Here is a 13575-nt window from a genome sequence, read left to right as displayed (position 1 = left end):
GGCTATGTGCGCCCTGTGGCCGTATGCTAAGCCCGCAAGATCGTTTTACCCGGCCCGATTTGGCGCTGACCATGCAGGGGGCATTTGCCTGGAAGCGTGCGCGCACGCTGGGGAACGACGAAGCACCAGCACTCGGAGTGCGGTTACGCGGCTGAGGCAATGTTGGTGCGGGAAATCCGAGCGATCGCCGAGCATCCAGGTCGCGGAGTACCGGGGACAACCGGTCCTGCCGGCCACCGTGATGCCCCGGCCATGTCCAGCTCCGACACCATTCCCGCGGCGACCGCATGGATGTCGGGCCGGGAGCCGGGCGATGCTGGTTCCGCGCTGCGCGGGTGCAGCCCGACCGGTCAGGTACGCCTGCAGCTCCTCGACGATCGGTGCCGGCGGCGTGGCAGGAGGGCCGAAGCCGCCATGCAGTGGATCGAGCGTCGCTACGTATGTCATCGCCGACGCCAGCCGCGCCCCGACTATTCCTCGTCTTCGTCCGATTCGGACCGGACAGAAGGGAGCTTGTCCGCTGCAACCGGCGCTGGATTGGGCAGTGCCCCGAGGCCAACCTTGTCCAGCGCTTCGTGGAGACTGCCCCGAAGCTGCTGGGCGACGTCTTGCTGACCCTGCGCGTAGGCCAGTTGAGCGGCCGCGCCCCCAGCTGCGCCGGCGACCGTGTAGCCACCCCACACCTCGCTCCAACGGTAGTCGCCGTTGGACGGGTCAATGCGAACTACCCAGTACACCTTGCCGCGTTTGCGAACGGTCCAATATGTTCCATCGGCCGTATAGTCCCGGTATGCCATGCCGCATGATATTCGGCAGCGACGATGACAAGCCTCAATCGAAGCGCCATGATCGACCGTCATCCAGGCGGGAACGACCGCCGATCCGGCGACTCGGACGACGCACCCAGAGATGCGCATCATTGACAACGCGATGAGTACGTCGGCGCTGCTGTAACCGAACCGGTTGGCGTCGCCGCAGCGTTCACCGAACTCGCCGCCGCTATCTGAGCCGAGTGGGAGCACGGCCTCACCGCCCATCCGATCAAGTAATGCAACGGCCCCCGCCAGGTTGTCGCGCCGCGCGTCGGCGCAGCGCAGGCCCACGGCAGACCTCGTCAATGGGTCGGCGGGCCGGTGGTACCGCGCGGCGGCGCGTGGGCGCACCATAACGCCACCGGGACCACCCTTATGGTGTATCAGCAGGTCGATGCGGAGCGGTGGCACCTTCCTCGATGAAGGCGCCACCGCCGACCACTGCAAGGGAGGACCGGCCCGGCAGACTCCCGCCGGACCGGCCGTATCCGAGGTGGTCAGTCGTCCTTGGCCATGGCACGCGCGAAGTAGCTGTCCGGCCCAAATCCACTGTCGTCGTCGATCCCGTTGGCGTCGAAGTCGTCCTCCTCTGCTTCGTCGAGGACGGCGTCCCACATGTCCTGCCACGAATAGCCGGGGAACTCGCGTCGGTCGTAGCCGTACTCGGCTAGCTCATCGAGCAGGCGACCACGTCGCTCGGCGCGAAGCCCGGCTTCCGTGCTTGCCCACTCCTGTTGGTCGTCGCAGAGCAGCATCGGTTGGTCCGGAACGACGCGTTCCCGGTAGATCTTGTTCATTGCTTGTTGCTGCTCGTTGGAGGCCGGCGACATCCGGCTTTCGGTCTTCTTGCGATGGCAGGCGGTGCACAGAAGCTGGAGATTGGCTAGGTCGGGCGAGTCGTCTGCGATGTGGTCGATCTCTGAGCCGGGGGCGCCGCACGTCCGGCACCGGTTCTCATCGCGCCGCCAGACCTGCGCGCGTGTTTCGTCGGGCAGGTGGCGTGCTCGTCGGGCGTAGCCACCGGCAAGGAGATGCGCAATCCGGACGTTGAGCGCGACGCGGACGTCTGGGTTGTCGATGCGCCCGTCGCGGACGATGCGTCGCCAGTAGCGGACGGTGCTGGCGTACTGTCCGCACAGCTCGGAGCAGAACAGGCCTTCGATCTGCGGCGCGAGTCGCTGCATGCAGTTGGCGCATTGGTCCTCGTTGAAGCGGGCGGCCGTTGGCTGTGATGTGACGCGCCGGGACGCGACGTAGGAACCACCCGTTCGTTCTTGCAGCGCTCGCGCGTCCCGCTTGGCGCGGCTGTCTTTCGTCATGCGATGTCCCATCCGACCGGACCCCACGACCCCAGTCGAGGCATACGAGCACGACGGTGTCCTGTTAGCACGAGTCGGAGACCCTTGTCCGTCTTGCTGGCTCGTCGTGGGCGACGCCGGCTTGGAAGCGGGCAGGTGCTGCTGCCGTCGGCCAGCATAGATCGGGCGGCGAACATCTCGCCAGCCCTCGTTTGGTCCGGGCCAGCCGAGCGCCACGTCACGGCAGCCCTGTCGTCACTCGGTAGGGCTCATCACGGCGTCCCGGCACAGGCCGAGCGCTCATCCTGGTAGGACCCAGCCGGAAGGATTCCCAGACGGTGGACGAGCACAGGTTCCGGCTCCTCGCTGCCGACTGGCAGCACGTCGTTGATGCGGATCTAGGTGTGTCTGGTGTTAAGGGGGCTGCTTCGCAGCAGTTAGACCTGCTGGATCCGGTGTCCTGGTTCTGCGGCGAGACGTTGCCGGCGAACTCGATCTTCGCGTTCCTGCACGAACATCGCGACGTGATGTTCCCGGATGGCATATTCGCTGATCTGTTCGCGGCGGTGGGCCGCCGGTCGGTGCCGCCGTCGGTGGTCGCGACGGTGATGGTGCTGCAACGCCTGGAAGGCTTGTCGGATCGTGAGGCGGTGGACCGGTTCACGTTCGACGCCCGCTGGCGTTACGCCGCCGGGTTGGTGGCTGGGACGGCGCCGGGCGGGTCGGGTTCGCGCACACCGTGCTCGTCGACATGCGGGAACGGCTGCGCCGGTCGGACCGTCCGGACCGGCTTCGAAGTGGTCGATGCCGAGGCCGGTCTTCAGTTCGCGGTAGTCGTGTTCGACCCGCCACCGCAGTTTCGCGAGCCGGACCAGGGATTCCAGCGAGGTGCGGGTGTCCATGTTGGACAGCCAGTACTTGACCGGTTCAGTGGCGTCGGTGGGCCACTCAGCGATCAGCCACTCCTGCGGCAGGGAGCCGTCTCTGTTGCGGGGGATGTCGCGGTTGGCGAGACGGATCCGCAGGCGCAGGAACCGGGATCGCGTCGCCGCGGTCGGGTTGGCTTTCGTGTGTCGGCTGCCGTGTCGCCAGGTCACCTGCCGTGCGGTGTGCTGGCCGCGGCCAGGGCGAGGTCCTTGAACGTCACCGGCGGGCCGGGGTAGGCGGGCGCGGCGGGCGGCCTGTTCCGGCGTAGGGCGGGGTGACCGGGACCGCGTCTGCGGGCAGGGCGATGGCGTTCGGATCGACCTGGACCGCGTAGCGCAGGCCACGTTCAGCCAGCCCCTGCCGGAACAGGGTGCAGTCGCCGTAGCCGGAATCAGCGGCCACCGGCAGCTTCGGCAGCGGCCCCAACGCACTAGGTAGCGCGCGCTAGCTATGCGTCACCGAAGCCGAGGATCTGGAAGGATATCCGGCCGACCGTGGTGAAAGGTGTCGATGCCATGGTCGAGCACTATCAGGTCGACGCCGATCCTGCGTCTGGTCCGACAAGTGCTGGCCGTGACCACACCAACGCCGACGCGCCCCAGAGCGCGCCCAAGCGTCACACCGCCGAGCCGCCGTCACCGCCTGACCGCCCGGTGAACCCGGAATCCTCAGAGGGTGGATTAGGTTGGGTTGACTTCACATTTATGAAAGCTTTACCCTCTTTGCCAGAGGGTAAAGCGCCCTCCGGGATGGGGTGCGGCAATGTTGGACATCACCGTGAAAGTTCCCGAGGAGCGGGTGGCGGAGTTCTACGCGATGTACGGGCACTGGCTCGCCTCACCCGCCGGCGGGGTGCCTGGCCCGCCGGTGGCCGAGGCCGACCGCACGGACTGGACCAAGGACGACGCCGAGCTCGCCGCCAAGGTCTGGAAGAAGTTCAGCCCGCGGGCCAAGGCGCTGTTCTCGACGTTGATCGACAACCCAAACGAAGATTACGACGGCGACGAGCTGGCCGAGATGCACGACATCCCCAACGGCAACCGCGGAGTGGCTGGGGTGCTGGCCTGGCCCAGCCGGCATTGCTTCGCCGTCGGCCGCAACTGGTGCTGGCAGTGGCACTACCCCGACGGTGAGAACGTCAAGTACTCAATGGACGACGTACTCGCTAACCTGTTCAAGAAGGCCAGGGGATAATCCACGCGCACCAACGACATAGAGCCCGGCATCCGCCGGGGCTCTCCCTCTGGTCGTCGTGGTTCCACTTCTAAGGATGTGGAACGGTCCGCGTGTCCTGATCGGACATCGACGGCTCTGGACCTAACCTACGGCGGTGCGCGGCTTGCCCCTCCGCCGGCGCCCCGCGGTCTGGCCGAGCTGCCGGAGACTCCGCGGGCCGAAGCGCGGCGCCATGTCGATACCCACCAGCACCGCCGTGGCGGTGGGCAGGTCCGCGATCCGTTCCCTGATCGCGGTAGGAGCGGTAGCCGGCCACCACCGCGCAGACCGCCGCCGTGAGCACCACCCTTTCGATTCGCGTCGGGTATGCGGCACCTCGCAAATATCTGGCATCTGATGCAGCATTTCGTCCGGCTCGCGTGGATACGGTATAAATCGTCGAGCTCGGCTCCGACGAATCGCCGCGCGCGTGACCTGTGGCAACCTGCACTTCATGGGTCCTCGTTGACGTAAGAACCCTTATCGCACAGCACCTCGAGATCCCCGCCTTGGAACGTTCCACAGTCCAGCAGGTCACTCACCGTATCCGGCGAGTCGAGTTGGCGGCCTCGATCATGAGGTTGGTGCCACCTGGCGTCATGCGCCTACCGCTCGAGCGGACTTTGGATCGTCGCCGTCGTAGCCTATGAACCAGACCGCCGCGCGGCAGTCCGCATGCTCGGCGCCCGGTGACGCCACCGCTGCCGGTCACGGCGTTTCCGCCACGACCGCGCGGTGTCCTCTGTTCAGGCCTGTAGGCGCTCGCCGTCTCCGCAAGCGACGGCATCTTGGTGGCATCTGGCTGCATCTGCCAGGGATCTTGCGCTGGTGAATATCAGCAGCCCGCTGGCCGGTCTTGCAGGTTTTGAGGTTCACCCGGCAGGATTCGAACCTGCGACACACGGTTAGGAACGGACGAGCGGCCGTCAGATGGCCTACCACTGACCTGCGAGGTAGTTCATCGCATCGGGTCGGCTGTCAAGGTCATGACACGCATTTGCCGGCCGGGGGTATGGGTGGTGACCCACAGGAAACGTCCTAGCCAGCCGCTGGCTGCTTCGCTATGGTCCGCTGATGTCGAGTGCAACTCCTGAGAAGCGCCTTGCACTGATTTGCCCGGAGTGTGAGGCGCCGTCGTCCACTTACGTCCGCGGCACGATGTGGCAGCAGGCGGAACCGGACTCGGGATGGCCGTTTCCGACTCTTCTTTCGCTCGTTCACTGCGAGCACAACCACTGTGGCGAACCTAGCTTGGTCATGCAGCAAGATCTTGATGCCTTGGGCTTGGACGATCCATACGTCCTCTGGCCATCGAAGGAACGTTCGTTGAGTCTCGCTATTCCTGAAAAACTGCGTGCGGAGCATGCGGAGGCGAGGACATGCTTTAAGGCCAAGGCGTACACGGCCACTGCCGTGATGGTGCGTCGAACTCTTGAGGGCTTCTGTGCCGACCAGGGCTGCACGAAGAGAACTCTTCACGAGTCGCTGCGAGCGCTCCACGACTCTGGTGTGATCGACGCGCGGCTTCTTGAGTGGGCACAAGGATTGCGCAGCCTGGGTAACGCGGGCGCTCACTTCGGGACAGCGATCCAACCGCAAGATGCGCGAGACGCTCTGGAACTAGGGGAGGCCTTGCTGGACTACGTCTACGTCTTTTCGAAGAAGTACGCAGAGTTCCAGGCACGTCGCGCCAGTTCGACTGCTGCCAACTCTTCCACTCCCTAGCGTCTGAAGACGGCCTGTCGCGCCCCCTGCCGCCCGTGGCGAAGACCGCGTCTGACTCCATTTCCGGGGCCTGCGTACCGGTCCAGGTTGTATTTCCAGCGCTGCGGGCCCTCTCGGACGACGGTTGCGCTCGGTGCTTCTCCCGGGTACTGACGGAGCGTCTGCTCGCCGAGGCGCTGGCGTAGCGTGACACCGAGTGAGGTCGTTCGGGACCTAGTGGGGCGGGCCTCACGGCCTTCGAGCAGTTCCCGACGGTTCGGCTCGCTGACGTGCAGTGGGTGATTAACACGCTTGGCCCCCGGCGGCGGAGCAATTGTCAAGACCTGCGGATTGATCGTTCAGGGGACGTAGACCAGATGCACGCAGAAGCGGTATCCATGCCCGTTCTCGAAGACGTCGATGTCGAGAACCAGATCGCTCCTACCTTCCTCTTCGGTCCAGAGGTCCACCAGACAGTGCCAATGATCGCCGGACCACAATGCAACCGAGGTGTCCCACGATTCGTCCGGCAGCGAGATCAGCGTGACGTCCCCGTAGTCGTCAACCGCCTGGAGACACATCCGCGAGATTTCGGTGGGTACTGGATCCACTGACGGGAGACCCGCTCCAATGACGGTGTCTCGTCGCACCAGCGAGTCCACGACCGCCTCGAGCGTCGGCCGCCAGACCTCAGGAACGGGAACTTCGAGCGAGGCATCCTTCACTGGATCGCCCATGTCGCCTCCGTCCGAGCAGTGTCAAGACTTTGCGATGAGTGATCTTAGTGCAACGTTCCTCAAAGGTAGTACACGAACTTGCGGCGGAGTGTGCGGGTTGGTGGTGCCGGGCGTCCCTAGATCCAGGGTTTGGCGTGGGTGTTGAGCTGGGCGGTGGCCACGGCAACGGCGTGGGTGATCTCCTCGGTGTCGACAAAGGACTGTCCGGCGGACGCGGCCCGGCGCAGCAGCCGCCACCAGCCCTCCGCCATGTTCAACCAACAAGCCCGCTTCGGGATGAACACCTGCTGGATCCGCGGGTGACGGGCCAGCCACTGGCGGACCTTGCCGCTGGTGTGGCTGGAGAGGTTGTCGGTGACCACCCGGATCCGGCCACGGGGGTTGGCCCGGGCGATGCGGGTCAGCAACTGGATCCAGCCGTCGCTGTTGCGCGATGCGGCGCAGTAGGTGACCTCGCTGCCGTCGCGGATGCGCAGACCGCCGTACACCCAGGTCTTGTCACTGCCGCGAGAGTATTCCAGGGGCGCCTTGATCCGGTGGCCGCCGGGCGACCAGCCCGGTGCCGGCGCGAACGTGCGCGGAATCCCCGGCCCCAGCTCGTCGGCGCAGATCACCGTGGCCCGCTCCGGCGGATGGGTGTAGAGCTCGACGACCGCCGCCCTTTTGGGGCGAAGTCAGGATCCTCGCTGTGCACCCAGGAGCGGGTATGCCGCCAGCGCACCTTCTCCGCCAGCAGGATCCGCCGCACCTGGCTGCGGTGCACGTCGATGCCTTCGGCCTGGGCGGCCTCGGTGAGGCTGTTCAGCGTCCACTGCGGCGGGCCGTGCTCATCCGCGGCGGCCAACCCTCCGGCGTCATCACGGACCGGCCGGCCCGGAGGATCCGAACGAGCCAACGCGATGATGCGACCCCGCTCACGTTCGGTGATCCGGCGTTTGCGTCCGGCCCCGGGCAGATCACCGAGGCCATCGACACCCTCGGCGTTGAACCGGACCAGCCGTTCCCGCACCGTCTGCATATGACAACCGAGCTGGGCGGCAATGACGCTGGTCCGCTCCCCGTCCCAACTGGCCACGATCATCTTCGCCCGCATGATCCAGTCACCGGGAGCGTGCCGCGACCCAGCCAACTTCCGGATCTTCCGCTCCTCGTCCGTATCCGCGGGAGGGCGGGCAAACAGCAACTTTGGCATGACAGATCGCCTCCCCACCAGCATCCCACCAGCAGAGCCGATCTACACCTCCAAAGAGGAACGTTGCACTAGGCCGAGCCGTCCGATCGGTCGGAATATTTTCGGCAACGCGCGCGCCGAGTACCTACGCTGTGGCCTGGCGTGCCAGCGGCCAGCGGAAGGCGTGTTATGAGGGGATCGACATGGACGTAAGAGCGATCTTCGAGCTGCCGGTGCACATCTGGGTGATGCGCGACGCGCTCGATGCGACGTACCCGACCGGCTACGACAAACTCCAGTTCAACGTCGTGATGCCTGATGACCGGCCGCCCGTCGGCGGGGCCCCTCCTGTACCCGGCGTCGAGCCGCAGCCCAAGGTTGGCGAGCAGATCGTATGGGTCAAGGAGTACGGTGCCTTCATTCCGGATTCACTTCGGCCAGCCACCGCGCTTCACCGCGTGGTCGTTACCGACGTCGACGGCCCGAGCTACGACCACAGGTCGTGGTTCACCCCCGAGCATCAGCTCGCCGCATACATCAACAAGTGGTTCAACGACGTGCGTACCTGGGCTGAGATCATGACCGGCCAGGACCTCGATCCCAATCACCGCGTCTACGACGCAGAGTCGGTCGGCGCAGGGCTCACGTTTATCGAGCCGCCCCACGACGGCGCCTTGGGTTTCACGATCACGACACCCCGGGTCCTTCCACTCCGCAAGCAGGAATGGGCTGCCATTCTCCGGCTCGTCCGTGACGGCAAGGAACCGCCGCTCGAAGAGCTGCTCAGCCGCGACGCACGGGCCGCATACCGACGCGACGCTTACCGGCGCGCGATCATCGACGCAGCCACCGCCCTCGAGATCGCCCTTGGCCGGCATGTTCGCAACCACGCCGGCCAACTGCCGGAAAGTCAACGAGGACGCATCAACGAGCGGACAGCTCTTGGTGACTACATCGCCATCGCCGAGCAATCCGGCCTTCAACTCGCTGTTTCCGTCGATCAGCTGCGTCGACTGAAGAACCTTCGCAACGACGCCGCTCATCGCGGTGCGACACCAAGTCAGTTGGAAGCCAGCACCGCGGTGAAGGTGATGACCGACTTTCTCGGCGCTCACGGACTAATCCGTAGGGCAGGGGAACGCGAGCCTGACGGCGGCGAGTTGGTGCTGGCCAGCTCTGGAAGCGCCGAAGTCGACGACACTCAGCTTGGAGCAACCGGAAGCTGAAGGTGGCTTGTCGCCGGGCTGAGGGTGCGGCACGAACGACGAGACCAGACGGCTTGGCGCCGACGACAGCGGCTGGCGGCGGCGTCGTTGCTAGCGATCCGTGCGTCGGCACGAGGACGACCGTCCCGCATCTACCGAAGACAACGTTCGAGCGTGGGCCAACAACCGGCACAACCACAGAGAGTGATGGAGTGCAGCGTTCGCTCGACGCGGGTGGGGCCAACTACGAGCCCTGGTGGGGCCAACTACGAGCCCTGGTGGGGCCATCAATCATCTCCGTCACAGCCATGCCGAGCGCCCCCAGTGCTGTAGACCCCGCCCGATCCGTACGCCCATCCCGGGCACGGGGTGGATGCGCGGTCCAGCACGGCAACGCGTGCGTCGGCGAGGGCGGCTTGAGCCGCGGCGGCCGGAAGCAGGATGCACGATCGGTCGGCTGCGCGCGGCGTACCCGTCCGCGCTGTGGCCGGTGCGCCGGACGCTGCTGGTTGCGGGCTATGGTGACCCGATGGCCGTGACCACGACCGGGTCGGCGCGGATCGCGCCGGCGTTCCGCCCGCCGGTCATGCCCCAGCTGACCGAGGCGACCGTGACCGCCGCCGGGCTCCCGGCCGCGCCGTTCGCCGCGATGCACCTCGACATGGTCCGCGTCAGCCCGAAGGGCAAGTGGCACGCCCCGGGTTCCGACACCCACCGGTGCACCCACGTGACCCGGGTGTTCGGCTACCGCCCGGCCAGCCTGCCCGTGCAGCAGGTCAGTGTGCTGGGCGAGCACGACCTGTGCAGTTCTTGCGCGCACCAGCTGCGGGTCCCCGGCCCGGCCGGGGCGCTGCACGTCACGGCGGGCCTGATCGTCGCCGCCGCGCAATGGGTCGCGGAGTTGGAGCGCCTCGCCCCCGGGATGGGGTGGCTGGACGTGGCCCGCTGGTCGCGGCAGACCCCGTTCGGCCCGCCCGACCCCATCCCGGAGCTGCTCGCCGGGCTCAAGGCGCCCGGGGCTTCGCCGCGCATCGCGCCGCCGCCGTCACGGCCTGGGACCGGCTGCGCCGGTGGGCCGACGCCGCGGTGGCGGTGGCCCGGCAGGCCGCAGGTCCGCCCGGGCTGCGGGTCCTGGCCGCCCGCGCCCGGGACCTGCTGCTGCGCGACCGCACCACCCTCGACGAGGCCCACATCATCGAAGCGATCGCCGGCGGCGCCCGCCGCATGCTCTACGAACCGGAACTGTCCCGCCACGCCCTCGACGCGTGGCTGAAAGCGGTCGCCGCCGACGGTGACCTCACCGCCGGACACGCCGCCATGCTCGCCGCCGTCGAGACCCGCCTCGGCAGCGCCGAGGTCCGTGACGTGTCGCTGCTGCCCACCCAGGCGCTGACCGCGGCGACCGGACATGCCTCACCGGCGGCGTGGGCCGCCGCCGAGTTCCAGCTCGTGCGCCGCCACGTCGTCGACGCCTGGTGCACCCGGCTGGCCGCCGCCCTGCACGACGGTCACCTGCACAGCGGCGACGGCGATCAACTCCTGCTGGTCGCCGGGTGGCCGATCATCAACGAATCCGACCGGGAGGTCGCCTACCTCACCCAGTACCCGGTCCTGGCCAGCGCTGTGTTCACCACCCGATACCGCAATCCGATGCCCTCAGCGCAGACCGTGCCGTGGGCGGTCGTCCTGCGGGTACCGGCGTTCGCCCCAGGCCACGCCACCGCCCACCGCAGCAACTACCTGCACGCCGAACCCGGCACCGTCCTGCCCGCCGACACCCCGGTCGACGACCGCGAGGTGCGGGCCCTACTGCGCTCCGCCGCCGGGTACCTGCCCGAGGACAGCGCCAGTGACCCGGCCGGGCCGATACCCGCTGTCGCCGCCTGGCGCGCCGCGACCGGCCCGGCGACCGACCTACGCGACTGGGCCACCGACCACGGCGACTACCACTGGCACCTGCCCCAGCGGTGGCGATGGATCCCCGCCGAAAACCACCACACCAGCGGACCGGGCTCGGCACAGCTCCTGCAACAGCTGTGCCAGGCACTGCACCACTACACCGCCGTCCTCGTCGTCGCCGCAGGCGAACCAGACGCGCTCGACCGGATCGAACTCGTCGTCTCCCCGGACGCGGTCGACCCGGACACCGGCGCTCTGACATACCGGCCGTACGACCTGCCCGGCTGTCCCACCGTCACGGTCCCGTGGCGGCGCATCATCGCCGTACACGACGCCTGGTAACCCAGCCAGCAGCCGGGACAGCCGCCCGGTCGCCCGGTCGCCCGGTCGCCCGGTCGGTATGGACGTACGGCAGGCTGTGGAGCGCTGCAGCAGACCCACCGCCGCAGGCGCCGTTCGTGACGGCAGCGCTGCCCGCCCCTAGGGTCGTTCGTCGGCACGGGGCGCGCGGACCAGGTCTTTGTAGCGGGGCGTACTGGCACCGCAGATGCTGAAGTTGAGCCGAGCATCGGCGAGGCTCAGGTCGCCGTTGCGGCTGCCGGTCACCACATCATCGTCCACGTCGCTGCGGCCATCATCGGTCCAATAGCAGATCGGGCAGGTGGTGCATCCCGTTCGGAAACCACAACAAGCGCACCGGGGCAAAGTTGGCTGACCCACACCGGCAAGCCTTCCACATGCCCGGCAGCGCCGGGAATAGCACGAGGCCGTTCGGTGGCCGTCCGTGTCCAGTCCTGCTCGCCGACACCCCGCTGCGGTCATCAGCCGGTTTTCTCGCCGGCTGAACTCGACGCCAGCGTCGATCGACTCGACGTCCTCGCCGCGCCGCACCAGACCGCGTCAGGCGGTTGAACCGCATCCCACGCACCGATGCGCTGATCCCATTGGCCCGGACCTCCAGGTCGCGTAGCGCTGGACCAGACTCGTCGCCGTCGCGGTCGTGCCCTCAGCAGTCACCCGGTGACTATCACGGCACGTACTCGCCGATGATGTCTCGACGGCCGGCACTTCTGCTGCGGTGCGCACGTGTACCCGTCGCCGCCTCGCGGCGCGTGTACACCTCACGGTGTGCTGCCGAGCCAGGAGCGAGTGCTCCGGTCGGGGAGCACCGGTCGGTGTCATCGGTCAGTGCCCGGTCCGGTGATCGTGTCCACCGTCCCGCGGGTGGAGTTGGCACGCTGGCGGTCATGAACCGTCGGCGGGCCACCCAACTGGCTGAGCAGCTGCTGGGCGCCCTGCATGCCGGGCGTGAGGAGTGGCCGTTGTGCATCGTCTCCGAGGTCTCGGTGTTCGGGTCCACGCCCGCGGCGCCGTCGAACCGCACGACCTAGACATCGAGATCGAGCTGGACCAGACCGGCGAGCGGTGGATCGCGCACTTCACCAACTGCCTGTTCTACGGCCCCGATCCGTATCTGGTCATCCGCCGGGCATTGGTCGGTGGCTCCCGTAGTTGCCAGTTCCTGTTCGAGGCCCGCGACCGGGTCGACTTCCCGCTGACCCTGTTGTGGCGTGCCGGCGACACCCTCGATGTCGCGGTGGAGCGGCTGCACGCCATCGAGGTCGACCCCGGCGCGGGCAGGGCACCCCGGGACGCGATGCTGCCCGAGTTCGAGGGCCTGGACCGGTGGATCTCCCGCCCTGCCCGTGAACGCCTCAGCACGGCCGTCGCGGACGGCGCGATCACCTTGCACCGGCTCGAACTGCCTGGGATGCCGGTCGCTGATGCGGCCGCCCAGGAGCATCTGCACCGTCGGTGGGCGCCGACCAGCCCGCTGTTCCGGGCCGGGCATGCGGTGCTGGCCCACTTCGAGAAGCGTGGCGTCGACCTGGCCCAGGTTCACCTGCACGGCCGTGACCTCGCCGGTCCTGACACCCCGTACTTCGCCGGGTTTGCCCTGCGCTACTTCCCGCAGATCCCGGCCTGTTTGAGCCACCACCACGGCGTGGAGTGGCTCGACGTCATCCACCCCACCCGTGCCCAGCCGCTGATCGCGTTGCGGATCCGGCCGGTCAGACCGGACCTGCTCGCGGACACCATCTGGCCGTGACGTCTTGGCTGGACACCCCGGCACCGGTGAATACCGGTCCCGACGGACCGTGCTCCACTCCGGCCACGCCGGCACCGGCGGCGACTACCTCACCATGCTCGGCGAACCGGGCTGTCGTGACGGGCGCTGACACTTTCGAGGCATACCGCGCCGAACTGTACGAGCGGGCCACGCACGCCGGGGTGCTGTGCAGTCGGATCGTGCACCCTACTGGGCGTCGGCCGCTCAGGGGGTGGGGCGCACCTCGGGCGCCGAACCGGTCTGCGGGGGAAGGTCTGCTCCGACCCGTCGGCGCGTACCACCTGCAGCAGGGGCACGCCGACCTGCACTCCCAGGTGCTGGGCCTCCTGCCGGGTCGGCATCCGGGCGATCAGTTGGTCCGTGTCGGCCAGTTCGAGGAACATGCGTGGTGGCTGCAACCGCACCGAGACAGGGGTGCCGCGTTCGGTCACGATCAGGCCCTCATGCCGTAGCATCGCGAGAGCCCGCCGGACCGA

The 13575-nt window shown here is 67.6% G+C and carries 14 protein-coding genes; 7 read left to right on the top strand and 7 right to left on the bottom strand.

The window, feature by feature from the left end:
- Positions 1-470: 470 nt before the first annotated feature.
- Positions 471-1103 (bottom strand): hypothetical protein, encoded by a 633-nt coding sequence (locus tag ACFPIJ_RS12115; protein WP_380114832.1) that lies wholly within the window; start codon positions 1101-1103, stop codon positions 471-473.
- Between the two features lie 206 nt (positions 1104-1309).
- Positions 1310-2131 (bottom strand): HNH endonuclease, encoded by an 822-nt coding sequence (locus ACFPIJ_RS12110; RefSeq protein WP_380114831.1) that lies wholly within the window; start codon positions 2129-2131, stop codon positions 1310-1312.
- Positions 2132-2448: 317 nt separating this feature from the next.
- On the opposite strand from ACFPIJ_RS12110, the gene ACFPIJ_RS12105 reads away from it, so the two are divergent.
- Entirely contained in the window at positions 2449-3273 is an 825-nt protein-coding gene (locus tag ACFPIJ_RS12105; protein ID WP_380114830.1) for a transposase, read from the top strand.
- Here ACFPIJ_RS12105 and ACFPIJ_RS12100 read toward each other — a convergent pair.
- Positions 3254-3439: a transposase gene (locus ACFPIJ_RS12100; protein WP_380114829.1), complete on the bottom strand. Its 186-nt coding sequence runs from the start codon at positions 3437-3439 to the stop codon at positions 3254-3256. The two genes, ACFPIJ_RS12105 and ACFPIJ_RS12100, sit on opposite strands and share 20 nt — an antisense overlap.
- Positions 3440-3799: 360 nt before the next feature.
- On the opposite strand from ACFPIJ_RS12100, the gene ACFPIJ_RS12095 reads away from it, so the two are divergent.
- Together ACFPIJ_RS12095 and ACFPIJ_RS12090 are read left to right on the top strand one after the other, a co-directional pair.
- Positions 3800-4231, top strand: coding sequence for a DUF6416 domain-containing protein (locus tag ACFPIJ_RS12095; protein ID WP_380114828.1), 432 nt, complete (start codon positions 3800-3802; stop codon positions 4229-4231).
- A 1095-nt stretch (positions 4232-5326) separates the two neighbouring features.
- Positions 5327-5977, top strand: a complete 651-nt coding sequence (locus ACFPIJ_RS12090) for a DUF4145 domain-containing protein (RefSeq protein ID WP_380114827.1) — start codon at positions 5327-5329, stop codon at positions 5975-5977.
- Between the two features lie 338 nt (positions 5978-6315).
- On the opposite strand, the gene ACFPIJ_RS12085 is transcribed toward ACFPIJ_RS12090, so the two are convergent.
- From ACFPIJ_RS12085 to ACFPIJ_RS12075, 3 genes are all read right to left on the bottom strand, one after another.
- Positions 6316-6693 (bottom strand): DUF7668 domain-containing protein, encoded by a 378-nt coding sequence (locus tag ACFPIJ_RS12085; RefSeq protein ID WP_380114826.1) that lies wholly within the window; start codon positions 6691-6693, stop codon positions 6316-6318.
- A gap of 116 nt (positions 6694-6809) precedes the next feature.
- The gene (locus ACFPIJ_RS12080; RefSeq protein WP_380114825.1) at positions 6810-7307 is read right to left on the bottom strand and encodes an IS630 family transposase; all 498 of its coding nucleotides are present in this window, start codon (positions 7305-7307) and stop codon (positions 6810-6812) included.
- Positions 7304-7909, bottom strand: a complete 606-nt coding sequence (locus ACFPIJ_RS12075) for a helix-turn-helix domain-containing protein (protein ID WP_380114824.1) — start codon at positions 7907-7909, stop codon at positions 7304-7306. The genes ACFPIJ_RS12080 and ACFPIJ_RS12075 overlap by 4 nt, the downstream gene beginning before the upstream one ends.
- A 158-nt stretch (positions 7910-8067) precedes the next feature.
- On the opposite strand from ACFPIJ_RS12075, the gene ACFPIJ_RS12070 reads away from it, so the two are divergent.
- A complete protein-coding gene (locus ACFPIJ_RS12070) occupies positions 8068-9090 on the top strand; it encodes a 5-oxoprolinase subunit C family protein (RefSeq protein ID WP_380114823.1) in 1023 nt (340 codons plus the stop codon).
- A gap of 1065 nt (positions 9091-10155) precedes the next feature.
- Positions 10156-11310 (top strand): hypothetical protein, encoded by a 1155-nt coding sequence (locus ACFPIJ_RS12065; RefSeq protein ID WP_380114822.1) that lies wholly within the window; start codon positions 10156-10158, stop codon positions 11308-11310.
- Positions 11311-11448: 138 nt separating this feature from the next.
- Here the strand turns inward: ACFPIJ_RS12065 and ACFPIJ_RS12060 are convergent, their stop codons facing one another.
- Entirely contained in the window at positions 11449-11790 is a 342-nt protein-coding gene (locus tag ACFPIJ_RS12060; protein WP_380114847.1) for a CPCC family cysteine-rich protein, read from the bottom strand.
- A 425-nt stretch (positions 11791-12215) separates the two neighbouring features.
- Between ACFPIJ_RS12060 and ACFPIJ_RS12055 the strand changes: the two genes are divergently transcribed.
- Together ACFPIJ_RS12055 and ACFPIJ_RS12050 are read left to right on the top strand one after the other, a co-directional pair.
- Positions 12216-12359: a hypothetical protein gene (locus ACFPIJ_RS12055; RefSeq protein WP_380114821.1), complete on the top strand. Its 144-nt coding sequence runs from the start codon at positions 12216-12218 to the stop codon at positions 12357-12359.
- Positions 12293-13078, top strand: a complete 786-nt coding sequence (locus ACFPIJ_RS12050; RefSeq protein WP_380114820.1) for a hypothetical protein — start codon at positions 12293-12295, stop codon at positions 13076-13078. The genes ACFPIJ_RS12055 and ACFPIJ_RS12050 overlap by 67 nt, the downstream gene beginning before the upstream one ends.
- Positions 13079-13575 lie beyond the last annotated feature (497 nt).

It is taken from the genome of Dactylosporangium cerinum, assembly GCF_042653625.1.
In the GTDB taxonomy this organism is placed as follows: Bacteria; Actinomycetota; Actinomycetes; order Mycobacteriales; family Micromonosporaceae; genus Dactylosporangium; species Dactylosporangium cerinum.
The sequence above is the reverse complement of the archived record's forward strand: the minus strand, read 5'-3'. Positions and strand labels throughout refer to the sequence as shown.